At 72.4% G+C, this 19,530-nt stretch carries 17 protein-coding genes; 4 read left to right on the top strand and 13 right to left on the bottom strand.

Annotation, left to right across the window (positions count from 1 at the left end):
* Positions 1–53 precede the first annotated feature (53 nt).
* The 5 genes from rpmA to ACI79K_RS08560 all read right to left on the bottom strand — a co-directional run bounded on the left by rpmA (position 54) and on the right by ACI79K_RS08560 (position 7,136).
* The gene (rpmA, locus tag ACI79K_RS08580) at positions 54–311 is read right to left on the bottom strand and encodes a 50S ribosomal protein L27 (RefSeq protein ID WP_014375373.1); all 258 of its coding nucleotides are present in this window, start codon (positions 309–311) and stop codon (positions 54–56) included.
* 7 nt (positions 312–318) lie between these two features.
* Positions 319–630: a 50S ribosomal protein L21 gene (rplU, locus tag ACI79K_RS08575; protein ID WP_092195728.1), complete on the bottom strand. Its 312-nt coding sequence runs from the start codon at positions 628–630 to the stop codon at positions 319–321.
* A gap of 262 nt (positions 631–892) precedes the next feature.
* On the bottom strand, positions 893–4,093 hold the full coding sequence (locus ACI79K_RS08570) for an Rne/Rng family ribonuclease (RefSeq protein WP_456599509.1): 3,201 nt from the start codon (positions 4,091–4,093) through the stop codon (positions 893–895).
* Positions 4,094–4,410: 317 nt separating this feature from the next.
* On the bottom strand, positions 4,411–5,178 hold the full coding sequence (locus tag ACI79K_RS08565; protein WP_456599508.1) for a TIGR03936 family radical SAM-associated protein: 768 nt from the start codon (positions 5,176–5,178) through the stop codon (positions 4,411–4,413).
* Between the two features lie 14 nt (positions 5,179–5,192).
* Positions 5,193–7,136, bottom strand: coding sequence for a TIGR03960 family B12-binding radical SAM protein (locus ACI79K_RS08560; protein ID WP_456599507.1), 1,944 nt, complete (start codon positions 7,134–7,136; stop codon positions 5,193–5,195).
* Between the two features lie 162 nt (positions 7,137–7,298).
* On the opposite strand from ACI79K_RS08560, the gene ACI79K_RS08555 reads away from it, so the two are divergent.
* Together ACI79K_RS08555 and ACI79K_RS08550 are read left to right on the top strand one after the other, a co-directional pair.
* Entirely contained in the window at positions 7,299–7,565 is a 267-nt protein-coding gene (locus tag ACI79K_RS08555) for a helix-turn-helix transcriptional regulator (protein WP_456587602.1), read from the top strand.
* A complete protein-coding gene (locus ACI79K_RS08550; protein WP_456599506.1) occupies positions 7,562–8,068 on the top strand; it encodes a hypothetical protein in 507 nt (168 codons plus the stop codon). The genes ACI79K_RS08555 and ACI79K_RS08550 overlap by 4 nt, the downstream gene beginning before the upstream one ends.
* A 92-nt stretch (positions 8,069–8,160) precedes the next feature.
* Here the strand turns inward: ACI79K_RS08550 and ndk are convergent, their stop codons facing one another.
* The 3 genes from ndk to ACI79K_RS08535 are packed head-to-tail and all read right to left on the bottom strand — an operon-like array spanning position 8,161 to position 10,342.
* A complete protein-coding gene (gene ndk, locus ACI79K_RS08545) occupies positions 8,161–8,571 on the bottom strand; it encodes a nucleoside-diphosphate kinase (protein WP_456599505.1) in 411 nt (136 codons plus the stop codon).
* Positions 8,572–8,582: 11 nt separating this feature from the next.
* On the bottom strand, positions 8,583–8,990 hold the full coding sequence (locus ACI79K_RS08540) for a DUF4233 domain-containing protein (protein WP_456587605.1): 408 nt from the start codon (positions 8,988–8,990) through the stop codon (positions 8,583–8,585).
* Positions 8,987–10,342, bottom strand: a complete 1,356-nt coding sequence (locus ACI79K_RS08535; protein WP_456599504.1) for a bifunctional folylpolyglutamate synthase/dihydrofolate synthase — start codon at positions 10,340–10,342, stop codon at positions 8,987–8,989. Before ACI79K_RS08535 ends, ACI79K_RS08540 begins: the two co-directional genes overlap by 4 nt.
* 42 nt (positions 10,343–10,384) lie before the next feature.
* On the opposite strand from ACI79K_RS08535, the gene valS reads away from it, so the two are divergent.
* The gene (gene valS / locus ACI79K_RS08530) at positions 10,385–12,970 is read left to right on the top strand and encodes a valine--tRNA ligase (protein WP_456599503.1); all 2,586 of its coding nucleotides are present in this window, start codon (positions 10,385–10,387) and stop codon (positions 12,968–12,970) included.
* 82 nt (positions 12,971–13,052) lie between these two features.
* On the opposite strand, the gene ACI79K_RS08525 is transcribed toward valS, so the two are convergent.
* Positions 13,053–13,583: a DUF1697 domain-containing protein gene (locus ACI79K_RS08525; RefSeq protein WP_456587608.1), complete on the bottom strand. Its 531-nt coding sequence runs from the start codon at positions 13,581–13,583 to the stop codon at positions 13,053–13,055.
* Positions 13,584–13,782: 199 nt separating this feature from the next.
* Here ACI79K_RS08525 and ACI79K_RS08520 point away from each other — a divergent pair, with 199 nt between their 5' ends.
* On the top strand, positions 13,783–14,694 hold the full coding sequence (locus ACI79K_RS08520; protein ID WP_456599502.1) for a DUF559 domain-containing protein: 912 nt from the start codon (positions 13,783–13,785) through the stop codon (positions 14,692–14,694).
* Positions 14,695–14,907: 213 nt separating this feature from the next.
* Here the strand turns inward: ACI79K_RS08520 and clpX are convergent, their stop codons facing one another.
* The 4 genes from clpX to tig form a co-directional block, all read right to left on the bottom strand.
* Positions 14,908–16,182 carry an ATP-dependent Clp protease ATP-binding subunit ClpX gene (gene clpX / locus ACI79K_RS08515; protein ID WP_456587610.1) on the bottom strand — a complete coding sequence of 425 codons (1,275 nt, stop codon included), beginning with the start codon at positions 16,180–16,182 and terminating at the stop codon, positions 14,908–14,910.
* A gap of 295 nt (positions 16,183–16,477) precedes the next feature.
* Positions 16,478–17,107: an ATP-dependent Clp protease proteolytic subunit gene (locus ACI79K_RS08510; RefSeq protein ID WP_456587611.1), complete on the bottom strand. Its 630-nt coding sequence runs from the start codon at positions 17,105–17,107 to the stop codon at positions 16,478–16,480.
* A gap of 19 nt (positions 17,108–17,126) precedes the next feature.
* Positions 17,127–17,765: an ATP-dependent Clp protease proteolytic subunit gene (locus tag ACI79K_RS08505; protein ID WP_456587612.1), complete on the bottom strand. Its 639-nt coding sequence runs from the start codon at positions 17,763–17,765 to the stop codon at positions 17,127–17,129.
* A 298-nt stretch (positions 17,766–18,063) separates the two neighbouring features.
* Positions 18,064–19,518, bottom strand: coding sequence for a trigger factor (gene tig / locus ACI79K_RS08500; RefSeq protein ID WP_456587613.1), 1,455 nt, complete (start codon positions 19,516–19,518; stop codon positions 18,064–18,066).
* Positions 19,519–19,530: the final 12 nt, after the last annotated feature.

Here is a 19,530-nt window from a genome sequence, read left to right as displayed (position 1 = left end):
GTCGCGAAGCGAACTGCTTGTCGGCCCCGTCCAGAGGAGGACGGGGTCCTCTTTCAGGCCTCGACCGCAGTGATGGAGACGGTCTTGCGTCCCCGTCGCGTGCCGAAGGTGACCGAACCCGGCGCGAGCGCGAACAGCGTGTCGTCGCCGCCGCGGCCGACGCCGAGGCCCGGGTGGAAGTGGGTTCCGCGCTGGCGGACGATGATCTCGCCGGCCTTCACGACCTGGCCACCGAAACGCTTGACGCCGAGGCGCTGCGCGTTCGAGTCGCGGCCGTTGCGGGAGGACGAGGCGCCCTTCTTGTGTGCCATGTCGGCGTCAGCCCTTCGAGATGTCGCGGACCACGACGCTGGTCAGGGGCTGACGGTGCCCCTGCCGCTTGTGGTAGCCGGTCTTGTTCTTGAACTTGTGGATGTGGATCTTCGGGCCCTTGCCGTGCTCGAGGATCTCACCGGTCACGGTCACCTTCGCCAGGGCCGCCGCGTCGCTGGTGACGGTGTCGCCGTCGACCAGCAGGATGGCCGGGAGGGCGACGGTGTCGCCCGCCGCGCCCTGCAGGCGGTTGATCGTGAACGTGTCGCCCACGGCCACCTTGTGCTGGCTCCCGCCGGCCTTCACCACTGCGTACACCACTGACTCCTCGTTAGCTTCTTCACGTCGAGCTCTGTGTCCGGCGCGCACGACCGGGGGGCGCCGGGTGCTTGGACGGGCTGCGCACGCCGTCCCGGCGGCACCCGGAGGCGCCTGCGCGGTGGCGCAGCAACCCGACCAGCGTACCCGAGGCTGCCCGCACCGGTCGACACGCCCCGGCTGTGGCCCTGGCGACCCCGCTCCCCCGGGCCCGCGCCCCCGTCCGGGGCCGCCGGACGGGGCCGCGGGGCACTGCCAGGGACTAGGACACCGGCGGACCGGCCGGCCGGCTGGCCGCCCGGCGGCGGCGCGGCCGGGCAGCCGCGGCCGGCGCCTCGCCGTCGCCGGCGGCCGGCTCGGCCGGTGCTGCCGGGGTCTCGGCCCCGGCGTCGGCGGCGTGCGCCACCCCGCCGGGGACGACGTCGGCCGTCGTCGTCGCCGGGGTGATCGGCTGCGCGGACTCGGCCGGCGCCTCGACGGCGCCGACCTCACCGGCCGGGAGCACGTCCTCGGCCTCGGTCTCCGCGACCGGCACCGGGGCGGGCGCGGTCTCGGGCAGCGGCTGGACCGTCGTCACCCGCGCGTCGACCCGCTGTGCGGGCGGCACGACCACCGGCGCCTCCGGACCTGCCGGCGCGTCGTCCGGGCCGGTCCGCCCGGGCTCCGGCGAACCGGCGACCGGGGCCGGGACGACCGGGTCGACGTCCTCGACCGTCTCGGCCGAGCCGTCGGCCACGGGCTCACCGGCGGGGGTCCCGTCGTCGGCGCGGGTGCCGGCGAGCACGGCGGCGTCCTCGGCCGCGCGCTCCTCCCCCGACTGCCCGCGGTTGCGCCGGCCACGGCTGCGACGTCCTCCGCCGCGGCCGCCCTCGACGGCCTCGCCGTCACCGGCGGGCGCCTCGGCCGCGCCCGCGCCGGTCGCCTCGACCTCCTCGGCCTCCTTCGCGACGGCGTCCTTGCCGCCGCGGCTGCGCCCGGACTCCTTGCCACCGGCGTCCTTGCCACCGGAGTCCTTGCCGCCGGAGTCCTTGCCGCCGGAGTCCCGGCCGGAGTCCTTGCCGCCGCCGGAGTTGCTCCCGCCGCCGTTGCCACCGCCCCGGCGCTTCTCGTCCACCGGGTCGAGGTGCACGACGATGCCGCGCCCGCGGCAGTGCTCGCAGGATTCGGAGAAGACCTCCAGCAGGCCCTGGCCCACGCGCTTGCGGGTCATCTGCACCAGGCCCAGCGAGGTCACCTCGGCGACCTGGTGCTTGGTGCGGTCGCGGCCCAGGCACTCGGTGAGCCGGCGCAGCACGAGATCACGGTTGCTCTCGAGCACCATGTCGATGAAGTCGATGACGATGATGCCGCCGATGTCGCGCAGCCGGAGCTGGCGGACGATCTCCTCGGCCGCCTCCATGTTGTTGCGCGTCACGGTCTGCTCGAGGTTGCCGCCCGAGCCGGTGAACTTCCCGGTGTTGACGTCGACGACGGTCATCGCCTCGGTCCGGTCGATCACCAGCGAGCCGCCCGACGGCAGCCAGACCTTGCGGTCCAGCGCCTTCGTCAGCTGCTCGTCGATCCGCAGGTCGTGGAAGACGTCGCCCTGGCCGGTGTAGCGGGTCAGCCGCGCGGTGAGCTCGGGGCTCACGTGCGCGACGTAGGCCTCGACGGTGTCCCAGGCGTCGTCGCCCTGGACCACGAGCTCCTTGAAGTCCTCGTTGAAGACGTCGCGGATGACCCGGATCGCCAGGTCGGGCTCGCCGTAGAGCAGGGTCGGCGCGTTCGACGTCGACTCGGACTTCTGCTTGATGACGTCCCACTGCGCCTTCAGCCGGTTGACGTCGCGGGTGAGCTCCTCCTCCGAGGCGCCCTCCGCGGCGGTCCGGATGATCACGCCGGCGTCCTCGGGGACGATCCGCTTGAGGATGTCCTTGAGCCGCTGGCGCTCGGTGTCGGGCAGCTTGCGGCTGATCCCGGTCATCGAGCCGCCGGGCACGTAGACGAGGAAGCGACCGGGCAGGTTGATCTGCTGGGTCAGCCGGGCGCCCTTGTGGCCGATCGGGTCCTTGGTGACCTGCACCAGGATCTTGTCGCCGGACTTGAACGCCTGCTCGATCGAGCGCTGCTTGCCCGAGAGCCCGACGGCGTCCCAGTTCACCTCACCGGCGTAGACGACGGCGTTGCGGCCCTTGCCGATGTCGACGAACGCCGCCTCCATGCTGGGCAGCACGTTCTGCACCCGGCCCAGGTAGACGTTGCCCGCGAAGGAGGTCGCCGAGGCCTGGGTGACGTAGTGCTCGACGAGGATGTCGTCCTCGAGCACGGCGATCTGCGTCCGCTCGCCGCGCTGGCGGATCACCATCTTCCGGTCGACGGCCTCGCGGCGGGCGAGGAACTCCGACTCGGTCAGGATCGGCTGGCGACGGCGCCCGGTGTCCCGGCCGTCCCGGCGGCGCTGGCGCTTGGCCTCGAGCCGGGTGGAGCCGGCGATGCCGCGGACGTCGTCGTCGCTGGTGCTGCGGCCGTTGCGCCCGGCCCGCTCGGGACGGTCGTCGTCGTCGGTGTCGTCGGAGGACTCGTCCGCGCCGGAGCTCCCGCCACGGCGACGGCGGCGCCGCCGGCGGCGGGTGCCCGACCCGGTCGACCCCTCGTCCTCGCCCTCGTCCTCGTCGGTGTCGGTCGCAGCACCGGAGGTCTCGTCGTCCTCGGTGTCGTCGGCCTGCGGTCGCTCGTCGCCGCCGTCCTCGTCGGAGTCGGCGTCCGAGGAGTCCTCGCCGCTGCGGCCCCGCCCGCGGCCGCGCCGGCCCCGGCGGCGACGCCGGCTCGCCGACGAACCACCCTCGTCGCGGTCCTCGCCGGACTCGTCGCGGTCGTCGGTGTCCTCGGCCTGCTCGTCCTCGGTGTCGGCCTCCGCCCGCTCCGGCTGCTCCTCCGCGGGGCGGCGGCGGGACCGGCTGCGGCGGGAGCGGGGCGCCTCGTCGGCGGTCGCGTCCTCGCCGTCTTCGTCGCCCGCGGCGTCGTCGACGTCGGGTTCGGGGGACTCCGCCGGACGGCGGCTGCGCCGGCGGGGCGCGGGCGGTGCGTCGTCGGGCGGCGCCACGAAGCTCACGAACGCGGGGATCGGCGCGGCCGCGACGGGTCGGACGGCCTCGACGTGGTCGGGGTCGGCCGCGGCGGCCGGCCGGGTGGCCCGGCGGCGGGGGCGGGCCACGACGGCCGTGGGCTCCGGTGAGCTGAACTGGGCGCCGAACCGCGGTCCGGCCGGTTCGGGCTCGGGCGTCTCGGCCGCGGCGCCGTCCGGGGCATCCGCGGTGTCGTCGGCGGCCGCCGTCCCGTCGGCGTCCTCGGCGTCCGGCGCCCCTTCGTCGGGGGTGGCCGGCGTGCCGGTGACCTCCGCCTCGGCGGGCTGCGGTGTGCCCGGCGGGACCGCGGTCTCCTGCGTGTCGTCGTTCTCGGTGGTCGGGTGGTCGGTGTCAGCCACGAGGGCTCTCGCCTCCTGTGCTGCTCCCGGGCGCCGATCGAGAGGACTGGCGGCCGCGCAGGAGCACGGGTTGGGCGGGGCGGGCCGCCGCGCGGGGTACGGCGGACTGGCTCGCCCTGCGAAGTCTGTGGGCGGCTCCCGCGCGACGGTTGCCGCGGCGGGGAGCCGGATGTGGTGGTGCGCACCTCCGGTGACGCCGGGGGTGGTGGTGCGGGTCCTGCGGTGGTCTGGGCATCCGGGCCGGGTGGCCTGGAACGGGCGCGTCACGTCTGGCAGCCGTGGCGCTCGACAGCGCGCGGTCTCCGGGCGTCCGCCGGTCAGACCGTCGCGTGCTCCCCCTGGCAGCGGGTGCGCGCCGCACGGTCAGGACCGAACGGATCGGCCACGGTCCCGGTGTCGTCGAGCCGGCCCTGCGCCTCACGCACGGCCCGGGGGGGCAACGGCGGGCGCAGGTCGGCGACGGCAGCCAGGGCGGCCAACACGTCGTCGGGTCGTACAGCGGGCGTCACCTGCCGGACGACCATGTGCAGTATGGCACAACCTGCCTCCTCCGACGCTGACGCGCTGGCCACGGCGGGGCGCGCGTCCACGTCCTTGAGGCCGTTCTTGGTCCGCTTGGCGACGGTGACGACGTCGGCCGCGAGGAACTTCTCGACCGCCGGGGCGAGCTCCTCCAGGCTCACGCCGGGCAGTTCCACGCGCCAGACGGAGGTGTCGATGCGGTCGGCCAGCGACCCGGTCCCCTCCTGCGCCTCGACGACCTCCAGGACGGCGATGTCCGGCGGCAGCGCGGTGTCGAGCGCGACCCGCACCGCCTCGGGGTCGCAGCGGATCGCCACCCCGATCTCCAGGTACTCCGCCTCGCTGGCCGACCCGGTCGGCGCGGCCCCGATGTAGGAGATCTTCGGGTGCGGGCTGAACCCGGCGGAGAACGCCATCGGCACCTGGGCCCGGCGCAGCGCCCGCTCCAGGGCCCGGGCGAGGTCGCGGTGGGAGGCGAAGCGGAGCCGGCCCCGCTTGGCGTAGCGGATCCGCAGCTTCTGGACGGTCGGCGGCGGCGGCGGGCCGTCGGGCTGGCGAGCCATGTGGTCTCCCCCGCTCAGACGACGGTGAGCGGCAGCAGGCTGCGCCCCGTCGGCCCGATCTGGATCTCGGTACCCATGGTGGGACAGACCCCGCAGTCGTAGCAGGGGGTCCACCGGCAGTCGGCGACCTCCTCCTCCGACAGGGCCTCCTGCCAGTCCTCCCAGAGCCACTCCTTGTCCAGGCCGGAGTCCAGGTGGTCCCAGGGCAGGATCTCGTGCTCGGTGCGCTCGCGGGTGGTGAACCAGTCGAGGTCGACCCCGAAGGCGGCCAGCTCCTCGGCGGCGGCCTGGGTCCAGCGCTCGTAGGAGAAGTGCTCGCTCCAGCCGTCGAACTTGCCGCCCTCGCGCCACACCCGCTCGATGACCCGGCCCACCCGGCGGTCGCCCCGGGAGAGCAGGCCTTCGATCACGCCGGGCTTGCCGTCGTGGTAGCGCAGGCCGATGGAGCGGCCGATGCGGCGGTCGGCGTTGATGGCCTGGCGCAGCACCCGCAGCCGGTGGTCGATGGTCTCGGCGCTCGCCTGAGCCGCCCACTGGAACGGCGTGTGCGGCTTGGGCACGAAGCCACCGATGGAGACGGTGCAGCGGATGTCCTTGCGGCCGCTCGCCTCGCGGCCGGCGCGGATCACCTCGACCGCGAGCTCGGCGATCTCCAGCACGTCGTCGTCGGTCTCGGTCGGCAGCCCGCACATGAAGTAGAGCTTCACCTGCGTCCAGCCGTTGGCGTACGCCGTCGTCACCGTGCGGACGAGGTCCTCCTTGGACACCGTCTTGTTGATGACCCGGCGGATGCGCTCGCTGCCGCCCTCGGGGGCGAAGGTCAGCCCGCTCCGCCGGCCGTTGCGGGAGAGCTCGTTGGCCAGCGTGACGTTGAAGGCGTCCACGCGGGTGCTGGGCAGGCTGAGGCTGGTGTTGGTGCCCTCGTAGCGGTCGGCGAGCTGCTTGGCCACCTGGCCGATCTCGGAGTGGTCGGCGCTGGAGAGGCTGAGCAGGCCGACCTCCTCGTAGCCGGTGGCCTTCAGCCCCTGCTCGACCATGGAGCCGATGCCGGTGATCGTCCGCTCGCGCACCGGGCGGGTGATCATCCCGGCCTGGCAGAACCGGCAACCGCGGGTGCAGCCGCGGAAGATCTCCACGCTCATCCGCTCGTGCACGCTTTCGGCGAGCGGCACCAGCGGCTGCTTCGGGTAGGGCCACTCGTCGAGGTCCATGACGGTGCGCTTGCCGACCTTCGCCGGGACGTCGTCGCGCGTCGGGGTCACCGCGGCGATCGTGCCGTCGGGGCCGTAGGAGAACGCGTAGAAGCGCGGCACGTAGACGCCGTCGACGCGGGCCAGGCGGGCCAGCAGCTCGTCGCGGCCGCCCGGGCGCCCCTGCGCCTTCCACGCCTTGACGACGTCGGTGATGTCGCCGACGGCCTGCTCGCCGTCGCCCAGGACCGCGCAGTCGACGAAGTCGGCGACCGGCTCGGGGTTGAAGGCGGCGTGCCCGCCGGCGACGACGACCGGGTGGGTCTCGTCGCGGTCGACGGCGTGGAGCGGGACCCCGGCGAGGTCGAGGGCCTCGAGCAGGTTGGTGTAGCCCAGCTCGGTGGCGAAGCTGACGCCCAGGAGGTCGAAGTCGCGCACGGAGCGGTGGCCGTCGACGGTGAACTGCGGGACCCCGTGCTCGCGCATCAGCGCGGCGAGGTCGGGCCAGACGGCGTAGGTGCGCTCGGCCAGGGCGTCGGGGCGCTCGTTGAGCACCTCGTACAGGATCATCAGCCCCTGGTTGGGCAGCCCCACCTCGTAGGCGTCGGGGTACATGAGCGCCCAGTGCACGTCCGCGGACTCCCACGGCTTGGTCTGGGCGTTGAGCTCACCACCCACGTACTGGATGGGCTTCTGGATCTGGGCCAGCAGCGGCTCGAGTCGCGGGTACAGCGACTCGCCGGCGGTGGTGCGGAGCTCTGCAGTCATGACCGGTCCAGGGTAGCCGCCGCCCCGCCGGGCCCGTGTTGATCAGGTGACCTGATCGTTAGGGGTCCTGGCTCAGCGTCGACCGTGAGCCAGGACCCCACACGGTGAGCCAGGACAACGACCCTTGCGCCGTCCCGTTGTATTTATGCTACGGTTTATCGCATGGGAAGACAGCCAAAGGGTGAGGCGGACAAGGTCCACGACCGCATCGCCGTGCTCAGGGCCGACCGTGGCGTGAGCCGGAAGGAACTCGCGGACGCCGTCGGCGTCCATCCGCAGACGATCGGCTACGTGGAGCGCGGCGAGTACAGCCCGTCGCTGGCCCTGGCCCTGCGCATCGCCCGCTACTTCGACCTGCCGGTAGAGGCGATCTTCTCCCTCGACCCGCTGCCCTCGCTCAGCCAGGAACTCCTCAGGAGGACGTCGTGACCATCTCCCCCGAGCAGACCTACCTCGCCCGCACGTTCGAGGACGGGCGATACGCCTGGGCCCGTTCGCTGACGAACCGTCGCCGCGCCGTCGTCGCCGAGGCCGTCCTCCTGGTGGCGCTGATCGCGGCCACCCTCACCGCCGCGATCAGCGGCACCGGGTGGTCGACGTGGTTCTTCGCCGCGTGGACGGCCGGGATGCTGGTGTTCATCCCGCTGCACTCACTGCTCAACCTGGGCATCCGCGGCGTCTTCGACCGCAGCACCCGGTCGCTCGACGAGCACCAGCAGCGGGTGCGCGAGCGGTCGTACAGCGCGGTGGGCTGGCCGAGCACCGCCCTGCACTTCGCCGCCTGGTTCGGTGCCGTCACGCTCGTCGCGCTCACCGAGCACGTGGACCTCGCGCTGTGCCTGGGCTTCCTGCTCTGGTTCTCCGCCGGGCTGCTGTCCTACTGGCACCTGGCCTGGACCGCCCCCGAGGAGCCGGCCGACGCCGACTCCTGAACCGCCCCCTGATGTGCCGAGATCACGTGATCTCGGCACATCAGGCGCGTCCGAGCGCCGAGATCACGGGATCTCGGCGACGAGGAGAGATCTCAGCCCAGGTTCGGGAAGAAGAGCTTCACCTCGCGCTCGGCGGACTCGGGCGAGTCGGAGCCGTGCACGATGTTGTTCTGCACCTCGAGGGCGAAGTCGCCGCGGATGGTGCCGGGGCCGGCCTTCACCGGGTCGGTGGCACCGGCCAGGGCGCGGAACGCCTCGATGGCCCGCGGCCCCTCGACGACCAGCGCCATGAGCGGGCCGCTGGTGATGAACTGCACCAGGTCGGCGAAGAACGGCCGCTCGCGGTGCTCGGCGTAGTGGGTCTCCGCGGTCTCCCGGTCCAGGGTGCGCAGCTCGGCGGCGACCAGGCGCAGCCCCTTGCGCTCGAGCCGCGTGATCACCTCACCGACCAGGCCACGGGAGACGCCGTCGGGCTTGACGAGGACGAGGGTGCGTTCGGTCACGGGGCGGCAGCCTACGGGGTGGCCGCTCCACCGCCGTCGGCGTCGGTGCCCCGAGGCTCCTCGACCGGCCCGAACGGGGTGCCCACCAGCTCCTTGCGCACCTGCAGCAGGTAGGCCCAGATGAGCAGAAAGGCGCCCGCCACGAACCACATGACGCCGTTGAGCAAGCCGGTGAGCAGCAGCGGCACCTGCAGGACGGTGCCGATCAGCAGACCCCGCTCCCGGCGCTGCAGGCCGGACGCGAGGATCAGCACCACCGCCAGGACCAGCAGGACGGTCAACCGGACGGCGCCGAGCCCCTCCTCGGTCTGCGCGATGCCGCGGGGCACGAAGAGGACGGCGATGCCTTCCAGCACCAGGATCGCGGCCGCGGCCCCGCGCAGCGCCTTCGCCGCGCGCAGCGGGTCGGCCGCGGTCACCGCGAGCCCCGGGCCATCAGCGTGCGGGCCTCGCCGGCGGTGATCACGCTGCCGGTGACCAGCACGCCGGAGCCGCCCAAGGCGTCGTCCGGGCCGGCCTCGGCGAGCTCGATCGCCTCGGTGATCGCCTCACCCAGCTCTGGCTGGACGCTCACCCGGTCGGCGCCGAAGACGTCGACGGCCAACGCGCCGAGCTCGTCGGCGGGCATGGCGCGCGGCGAGCCGTTCTGGGTGACGACCAGCTCGGCGCAGACCTCCTCCAGGGCGGCCAGCATCCCGGCGACGTCCTTGCCGTGCACGCACCCGACCACGCCGACGAGCCGGGTGAAGTCGAAGGACTCCCGGAGCGCCTCGACGGTCGCGCGCATGCCGGCCGGGTTGTGCGCCGCGTCGACCAGCACCGTCGGGCTGGTGCGCACCCGCTCCAGCCGGCCGGGTGACCGGACGGCGGCGAAGGCGGCGCGCACCGTCTCCTGCTCGATCGGGCCGGTCGCCGCGCCCGCGCCGAGGAACGCCTCGACCGCGGCGAGCGCCGTCACCGCGTTCTGCGCCTGGTGCGCCCCGAAGAGCGGGAGGAAGACCTCCTCGTACTCCCCGCCGAGCCCCTGCAGGCGCACCTGCTGCCCGCCGACGGCGACCGTGCGCTCCAGCACGCCGAACTCGGTGCCCTCACGGGCGACCACCGCCTCGACCTCCACGGCGCGACGGACTAGGGTGTCGAGCGCCCCGGGCTGCTGGTGGGCCAGCACCGCGATGGCGTCGGGCTTGATGATCCCCGCCTTCTCCCCCGCGATCGTGGCGACGTCCGGGCCGAGGTACTCGGCGTGGTCGAGGTCGACCGGGGTGACGACGGCGACGCGGGCATCGGCGACGTTCGTCGCGTCCCAGGTCCCGCCCATGCCGACCTCGATGACGGCGACGTCGACCGGCGCGTCGGCGAACAACGCGTAGGCCATGCCGACCATGACCTCGAAGAAGCTCAGCGGGACCTCGCCCGCGGCGTCGACCATCTGCACGTAGGGCGCGATGTCCTCGTAGGTCTCGACGAACCGCTCGGCGCTGACCGGCTCACCGTCGACGACGATCCGCTCGCGGATCGACTCCAGGTGCGGGCTGGTGAAGCGGCCCACGCGGAGGCCGAAGCCGCGCAGCAGCTCGTCGATCATCCGGGCCGTCGTCGTCTTGCCGTTGGTGCCCGCCACCTGGATGACCGGCATCGCCCGGTGCGGCGATCCCAGCAGGTCGACCAGGGCGTTGATGCGGGTGAGCGAGGGCTCCAGGCGGCTCTCCGGCCAGCGGGCCAGCAGCTCCTTCTCCACCCGGGCCATGTCACCGGTGCTGCTGTTGCTCATCCTGCTCAGGATGCCAGTCGTGCAGTTCCTAGGATGAGCGACATGGTTCCCGACATCGCGACCCCGGACACGACTGCCCCGGCTGCGACCGTCGGCGTACCCGACCGGCCGACCGTCGACGGGCTCGAGGACAAGTGGATCGCCCGCTGGACGGAGCAGGACACCTACGGCTTCGACCGCGCCGCCGCGCTGGCCGCGCCGCGCGAGCAGATCTGGTCGATCGACACCCCGCCGCCGACCGCCAGCGGCTCGCTGCACGTGGGCCACGTCTTCAGCTACACCCACACCGACATCGTCGCCCGCTACCAGCGGATGCGCGGCAAGCACGTCTACTACCCGATGGGCTGGGACGACAACGGCCTACCCACCGAGCGGCGGGTGCAGAACTACTACGGCGTGCGATGCGACCCGGCGCTGCCCTACGACCCGTCCTTCGAGCCGCCCGCGAAGCCCGGCAAGGACCAGGTGCCGATCTCGCGGCGCAACTTCGTCGAGCTGTGCATGCAGCTCACGGAGGAGGACGAGGCCGAGTTCGAGAAGCTGTGGCGCCGCGTGGGTCTGTCGGTGGACTGGACGAACGTCTACCGGACGATCTCGGAGTCCTCCCGGGCCACCGCCCAGCGGATGTTCCTGCGCAACCTCGCCCGCGGCGAGGCCTACGCCCAGAAGGCGCCGACCCTCTGGGACGTCACCTTCCGCACCGCCGTCGCCCAGGCCGAGCTCGAGGACCGGGAGCGCCCCGGCGCCTACCACCGGATCGCCTTCTCCGGCCCCGAGGGCCCGGTGTTCATCGAGACCACCCGCCCGGAGCTGCTGCCGGCCTGCGTCGCGCTGGTCGCCCACCCCGACGACGAGCGCTACCAGCCGCTGTTCGGCAAGACGGTCCGGACGCCGATCTTCGGCGTCGAGGTGCCGGTCGTCGCCCACCGCCTCGCCGAGCCGGACAAGGGTTCGGGCATCGCGATGATCTGCACCTTCGGCGACCTCAACGACGTCACCTGGTGGCGCGAGCTGCAGCTGCCGACCCGCGCGATCGTCGGCTGGGACGGCCGGATCCTGGCCGAGCCGCCGGCCGACGTCCCCGCGGAGCCGTACGCGGAGCTCGCCGGGAAGACCGTCTTCAGCGCGCAGCAGCGCATCGTGGAGATGCTCCGGGAGTCCGGCGACCTGGAGGGCGACCCGAAGCCGATCACCCACCCGGTGAAGTTCTTCGAGAAGGGCGAGCGCCCGCTGGAGATCGTCACCACCCGCCAGTGGTACATCCGCAACGGCGGCCGCGACGGCGACCTGCGCGACGCCCTCGTCGCCCGCGGCCGGGAGATCCAGTGGGTGCCCGAGCACATGCGGCACCGCTACGACAACTGGGTCGAGGGCCTCAACGGCGACTGGCTGATCAGCCGCCAGCGCTTCTTCGGGGTGCCCTTCCCGGTCTGGTACCGGCTCGACGAGGCGGGTGAGCCCGACTTCGAGAACCCGATCCTCGCGGCCGAGGAGTCGCTGCCGGTCGACCCGTCCTCCGACGTGCCGCCCGGCTTCGACGAGGCGCAGCGCGGGCAGCCCGGCGGCTTCATGGCCGACCCCGACGTCATGGACACCTGGGCGACCTCCTCGCTGTCGCCGCAGGTGGCGTCGGGCTGGGACACCGACCCGGAGCTGTTCGCCAAGGTCTTCCCAATGGACCAGCGGCCGCAGGCGCACGACATCATCCGCACCTGGCTGTTCTCCACCGTCGTCCGCGCGCACTTCGAGCACGGCACGGTGCCGTGGACGCACGCCACCATCTCCGGCTTCGTGGTCGACCCCGACCGCAAGAAGATGTCGAAGTCCAAGGGCAACGCGACGACGCCGATCGACGTGCTGGAGCGGTACGGCACCGACGCGGTGCGCTGGCGCGCGGCCGGGGCGCGCCCGGGTGCGGACTCGCCGTTCGACGAGGCGCAGATGAAGGTCGGCCGCCGGCTGGCCATGAAGATCCTCAACGTCGGCAAGTTCGTCCTGGGCCTGGGCGCCTCGGCGGCGCTGACTGCCGACGACGTCACCGAGCCGATCGACCGGGCGCTGCTCGCCGGGCTGGCCGGCGTCGTCGACGAGGCGACCGCGGCGATGGAGGCGTTCAACTACACCCGCGCCCTCGAGGTCGCAGAGGCGTTCTTCTGGTCGTTCTGCGACGACTACGTGGAGCTGGTGAAGTCCCGCGCCTACCGGTCGGATGCGGCCGCGACCTCCGCGCAGGCGGCGCTGGCGATCGCCCTGGACGTCCAGCTGCGGCTGTTCGCCCCGGTGCTGCCGTTCGTCACCGAGGAGGTCTGGTCGTGGTGGCAGACCGGTTCGGTGCACCGGGCGCTGTGGCCGACCGCGACCGAGCTGCCGACCGGGGGCGACCCCGCGGTGGTCTCGGTGGCCGCGGCTGCGCTGGCCGGGGTGCGCAAGGCGAAGTCCGACGCCAAGCAGTCGATGCGCGCCGAGGTGGAGACGGCGACTGTCACCGCCCCGGCCGCGCAGGTGCCCGCGCTCGAGGCGGCGCGCTCGGACCTCGTCGACGCCGGCCGGATCCAGACGCTGAGCGTGCGCCCGGGCGAGGGTGAGCTCACCGTGGACGTCGTCCTCGCGCCGGCCCCGGAGGCCTGACCCCGCCGGCCGTCGTAGCGATGTGCGGCGGGGGCGCGTTCCGTCGGCTGGAACGCGCCCCCGGCGCACATCGGTAACCGCATCAGCGGGTCAGCTCGACCAGCTTCGTGACCGTGTTCCAGTTCCGGTTGGTGCCGACCTGGCCGAGGATGCGGTCCCACTTCCACCCGCCCATGGCGCTGCCCTGCATGCCTTCCGGCAGCCAGAGGTAGACCTCCCGGCCGCGGACCACGTACTCGCCGCCCTCGGCCGTCGGCGCCGCCGCCACGCGCTCGGGGTCCAGCGGCTCGGGGAAGAACGTGACCGAGTAGCGGGCGTGGTCGTCGGCGAGGTGGCCCAGCGGATCGACGGCCAGGACCTCGGCGAGCTCGTCCGCCGTCCGCACCACCACGGGGACGTCGAGGGCGAAGTGCTGGGCGATGGCCGCGGTCAGGTCGGCGGCGAGCTCGGCCTCGGGCAGCGCGCTGTCGAGGATGACGTTCCCACTGGCCAGGTGCGTGCGGACGGCGCCGTACCCGCGTTCGGTGAGGACCTCGCGCAACCGCGGCATCGAGACCCGGCGCGTGGCGCCCAGGTTGATCGCCCGCAGCAGCGCCCCGTAGCGGGTGGTCACACCGAGACGCTACCGCTACCGCCGCCGCGGTCCGACAGGCAGCGGGCGCCGCGTCCGCGGCGGCTGACTCCGCGGGCGTTGTCCCTCCGGCGGACATCCGGGCGGCCGCGATGCCCATCACGGGGCCAACGCTTCCGACGTCGTCCACAGGTTCGCCGGAGCTGCCCCGCGCCAGGACCACGGCCAGCAGGCTGGGCCGGTGCACGACATCCTCCGGCTGCTCGACCCGATGCGGGTGGCCTCGACCGCGGCTCTCGCGCAGCACGTCGACCCGCGCACGATCAGCCGGTGGCTGGCCTCCGGCCGGCTCGTGCGGCTGCACCCCGGCTGGGTCACCGTCCCGCAGCTCGCCGATGACTGGGCGGTGCGCGCCCATGCCGCCACGTCCTACTGCGGCGGGCCGCTCAGCCACTGGAGCGCGCTCGCGGTCCACGGCCTCGGGGAGGAGTACACGCAGCTGGACGTCACGGTGCCGGCGGGATCGAGGGTCCGGACCACCCGGTGGGTGCGCGTCCACCGGAGCCGGACACCGCTCGGCCTGACCGCTGCGCGCGGCTTGGTGACGACCCCGGTCCCCCGGGCTCTGGTCGACACCTGGGGCGATGCCCATTGCGCGACGGCGATGCGGGCCTCCCCCGGACTCGCCAGAGCCGCGGTGCTCCGTGCGGTGCAGCGCCGGAGCGTGGATGCGGCCGAGGTGACGGGCGAGCTGGCCCGTCGCCCGAACCTGCCCGGGCGGTCCGCACTGCACGAGCTGCTGGCGCTCGTCGCGGGCGGTAGCCACAGCGAGCTGGAGATCTTCGGCCTCCAGCACATCCTCACCGTTCCCGGTCTCCCGGAGTGCCGGCGCCAGCACCGGGTCCTCCTGCCGGAAGGGCCGGTTCTCCTGGACGCGGCCTGGCCCGAGGTCCGGCTGGCGGTCGAGCTGGACGGGGCGGCGTTCCACGGGTCGGAGGACGCGCGCGAACGGGACCTCCGCCGGGACGCTTCCCTCGCCGCGCTCGGGTGGCAGACGCTGCGGTTCAGCTACCGGCGGGCCACCTCGGAGCCGGCCAGCTGCCGCGCGCAGATCGCTCAGATCTACCGGCAGCGACTCGGCGTCGTCCCGTGACCGGACATCCGGTCGTCCGGAATGCCGGGTACCGGGACAACGCCCCTGCTCCGAGCGGGGCGGCGGGGCGGCGGGGCGGCGGGGCGGCGGGGCGGCGGGGCGGCGGGGCGGCGGGGCGGCGCGAGCAGACACCCGCGGCGAGGGCTGAACGGGGCGAGAACACCGCGAGCCCGCCCCCGATGTCGGGGACGGGCTCGCGGCGTCAGCTGCGGATCAGGCCGACTTCTCGCGGGGGGCGCGGGAGGGCTTGCGTGGGACGATCGTCGGGTTGACGTGCTCCAGCACGACCTCCTTGGTGATCACCACGGAGGCGACGTCCTCACGGCTGGGGATGTCGTACATCACCGACTGGAGCACCTCCTCCATGATCGCGCGGAGTCCACGGGCGCCGGTGCCGCGGAGGATCGCCTGGTCGGCGACGGCCTCGAGCGCGTCGTCGGTGAACTCCAGCTCCACGCCGTCGAGCTCGAACAGCTTCCGGTACTGGCGCACCAGGGCGTTCTTCGGCTGGGTCAGGATGTTGATCAGCGCCTGACGGTCCAGCTTCCGCACGCTGGTGATGACCGGCAGCCGGCCGATGAACTCCGGGATCATGCCGAACTTCAGCAGGTCCTCGGGCATGACCTCGGCGAAGGCGTTGGCGTCCTCGATCTCCTGCTTGCCGCGGATCTCCCCGGCGAAGCCGATGCCCTGCTTGCCGGCGCGGGCCTCGATGACCTGCTCCAGGCCGGCGAAGGCACCGCCCACGATGAACAGCACGTTCGTCGTGTCGATCTGGATGAACTCCTGGTGCGGGTGCTTGCGGCCACCCTGCGGCGGCACCGACGCCGTCGTCCCCTCGAGGATCTTCAGCAGCGCCTGCTGCACGCCCTCGCCGGAGACGTCGCGGGTGATCGACGGGTTCTCGCTCTTGCGGGCGATCTTGTCGACCTCGTCGATGTAGATGATGCCGGTCTCGGCCCGCTTGACGTCGTAGTCGGCGGCCTGGATCAGCTTCAGCAGGATGTTCTCGACGTCCTCGCCGACGTAGCCGGCCTCGGTGAGGGCGGTGGCATCCGCGATGGCGAACGGCACGTTGAGCATCCGCGCCAGCGTCTGGGCGAGGTGCGTCTTGCCGCAGCCGGTGGGGCCGATCAGCAGGATGTTGGACTTGGCCAGCTCGACGGCGTCCTCGCGGGAGGCGCGGTCACCGCCGGCCTGGATCCGCTTGTAGTGGTTGTAGACCGCGACCGAGAGCGTCTTCTTGGCCTTGTCCTGGCCGATGACGTACTGGTCGAGGAAGTCGTGGATCTCCTTGGGCTTCGGCAGCTCGTCGAACTTCAGGTCCGACGACTCCGAGAGCTCTTCCTCGATGATCTCGTTGCAGAGATCGATGCACTCGTCGCAGATGTAGACCCCGGGGCCAGCGATGAGCTTCTTGACCTGCTTCTGGCTCTTCCCGCAGAACGAGCACTTGAGCAGGTCACCGCTCTCACCGATTCGTGCCACCTGCTGACCTCCACCTCGACAGTCGCCGGTCCTGGTGCCAGGTACCCGCGGGTTGGACCCTGCTGAAGATTTCTGCCCCGTTCGACCTCGCTGACAGGCTGCCCCGCGAGGCTCTCCTCCCAGCGCTTCCGGCCGGGGATCGGGCGTTCGCCGAACGTACCTGCCGCCGCGGACGAGGTGAGGCAATGACTCACCCGGTTCGTCCGTGGCCGTCCCTCATCTGTCCCGTCGTGCCCTTCGACCTCCGACGGTACGGGCCGAACACGCGCCTCGCGCGTCCCCGGCCCGTACCGGATCAGGCGGTGGGGAGGGCGTTGAGCTTGCGGCTCTGGATCACCTGGTCGACGATCCCGTACTCCTTGGCCTCCTCGGCCGTGAGGATCTTGTCCCGGTCGATGTCCTTGCGGACCTGCTCCTGGCTGCGGCCGGTGTGCCGGGCGAGGATCTGCTCCATCTGGGTGCGCACCCGCTCGATCTCGGCGGCGTGGATCTCCAGGTCGGAGACCTGGCCGCCGGCCTCGCCGGAGGGCTGGTGGATCAGCACGCGGGAGTACGGCAGCGCCAGCCGCTTGCCCGGCGTCCCGGCCGCGAGCAGCACCGCGGCGGCCGAGGCGGCCTGGCCCATGCAGACGGTCTGGATGTCGGGCCGGACGAACATCATCGTGTCGTAGATGGCCATCAGCGAGGTGAAGGAGCCACCGGGCGAGTTGATGTAGATGGTGATGTCGCGGTCCGGGTCGGCCGACTCGAGCGTGATCAGCTGCGCCATCACGTCGTTGGCCGACGCGTCGTCGACCTGCACCCCGAGGAAGATGATGCGCTCCTCGAAGAGCTTGTTGTAGGGGTTGGACTCCTTCATGCCGTAGCTCGTGCGCTCCACGAAGGAGGGCAGGATGTAACGGCTGGAGGGCATCTGGAAGCTCATGGGGTTCTCCTCCGAACCGTCAGTTGTCCGAGACCGGGTTGGCCGAGTCGGTCATCGTCGCGCGGCTGACCACGTGGTCGACGAAGCCGTACTCGAGGGCCTCCTGCGCGGTGAACCAGCGGTCGCGGTCGGAGTCCTCGATGATCCGCTCGACGGTCTGCCCGGTGAGCTGCGCCTGCAGCTCCGACAGCTCCTGCTTGGTCCGCCGGAACAGGTCGGCCTGGATGGCGATGTCCGAGGCCGTGCCCCCGACGCCGGCCGAGGGCTGGTGCATCAGGATCCGCGCGTGCGGCAGGGCGTAGCGCTTGCCCTTGGTGCCGGCGGTCAGGAGGAACTGGCCCATCGAGGCGGCCAGGCCCATCCCGTAGGTGGCGACGTCGCAGTCGATGAACTGCATCGTGTCGTAGATGGCCATACCGGCGGTCACCGAGCCACCGGGCGAGTTGATGTAGAGGTGGATGTCGCTCTTGGGGTCCTCGGCGGAGAGCAGCAGCATCTGGGCGACGAGCTGGTTGGCGATGACGTCGTCGACCTGGGTGCCCAGGAAGATGATGCGCTCGCGGAGCAGGCGCTCGTAGACCGAGTCGTTGAGGTTCATCCCCCCGGCCGCGGCGCGCAGCATCGGCGCGCCGGCCAGGTTCGGGTCGGTGGTGCTCACGGGTGCGGTGACCTCCGTAGGACGCGTGTCGTGGCAAGTCGGTCTCGGTGCGGTGCGGGCCCGGTTCGGCCCTCCGGGGGGCGGTACCCCTCGGCGATCGCCTGAGTCCTCTCGACCCTAACGCGGACCTGCGACGGGACAGTCCCCGTGGCGGCGGTGTTCGCCGTCGGCGCAGCGACCGCCCCGGAACGCCGCGACGCCGCCCCGCCCAGGTGGGCGGAACGGCGTCGTCGGTGCACCGGCCCCCTCCCGAGACTCACCGCGAGCGTGCTCGTGGTGAGGAGGAGGGGGTCCTCTTTCAGGCCTTGGTGACGTCCTCGGTGTCCTCGGTCGCCCCTTCGGCGGCCTCGGTGGCGACGGCCTGGACGGCGATGTCGTCGTCCTCGGCCGGCTCCTCCTCGGCGGGGGTCTCCTCGGCGGGCGCCTGGACCGTCTTCGGCCGCAGGGCCTCCAGGTCGACGTTCCGGCCGGACTCGTCGGTGATCGTCGTCTGCTCGAGCAGCTGGGCCAGGGTCTTGGTGCGGCGGACGTCGGCGACGAACTCGGCGATGTTGCCGCTCTGCTGCAGCTGCTGCGCGAACTGCTCCGGGCTCATCCGGTTGCGCTGCGCCTGCGCCATGATCTGCGCCGAGAGGTCGTCGTTGTCGACGGTGACCTCACGGGCGTCGGCGATGGCGTCGAGGATGAACTGCGTCTTGACCGCCTGCTCGACGTTCTTCCGCTGGTCGGCCTCGTAGTCCTCGCGGCTCTCCACGCCCGACATCTGCAGGAAGGCGTCCCAGTCCATGCCGGCCTGCTGGAGCTCCCGCTCGAAGGCCTGGTTGCGCCACTGCACCTCGCGCTCGACCAGGTTCTCGGGGATGGGCACCTCGATGGTCTCGACCAGGTGCTCGACGAGCTTGTCGCGCGCCTGGGCGCCCTGCTGGATCACCTTGGAGCGGGCCAGCCGGGTGCGGACGTCCTCGCGCAGCTCCTCGAGGGTGTCGAACTCGCTGGCGGTCTGGGCGAACTCGTCGTCCAGCTCCGGGAGCTCCTTCTCCTTCACCGAGCGGACGGTGACGGTGACGTCGGCCTGCCGGCCGGCGTCGGGGCCCGACAGCAGGGCGGTCTGGAAGGTCGCCGACTCGTCGGCGGACAGCCCGCGGACGGCGTCGTCGAGGCCCTCCATGAGGTTGCCGGAGCCGACCTCGTAGGACATGCCGGTGGTGGAGCCGTCCTCCAGCACCTCGCCGTCGAGCTTGGCTTCCAGGTCGATGGAGACGAAGTCGCCGTCCTGCGCGGGGCGCTCGACGCCGGTGAGCATCGAGAAGCGCTCGCGCATGACGTCGACCTGCTGGTCGATCTCCTCGTCGGTGACCTCGACGTCGTCGACGGTCACGGCCAGGGAGTCGAGCTCCGGCAGTTCGAGCTGCGGGGCGACGTCGACCTCGGCGGTGAAGGCGAGGGTGTCGTTGTCGTCGAGGCGGGTGACCTCGATGTCGGGCTGGCCCAGGACGCGGACCTGGTTCTCGCGGATGACCTCGGAGTAGATCTCCGGAACGGCGTGCTGGACGACCTGCTCCAGGACGACGGGCCGGCCGAGCCGCTGGTCGAGCACGCGGTTGGGGACCTTGCCGGGGCGGAACCCGGGAACGCGGACCTGCTTGCCCAGCTCCTTGTAGACCTCACCGAAGGCGTGGTCCAGGTCCCCCCACGGCACCTCGATCGCCATCCGGACCCGCGTGGGGCCCAGTTCCTCGATGGTGCTCTTCACAGCGGCAGTGCT

The sequence above is a fragment of the Blastococcus sp. SYSU DS0616 genome, assembly GCF_054051015.1.
This window is presented reverse-complemented; position numbering and strand designations above follow the sequence as displayed.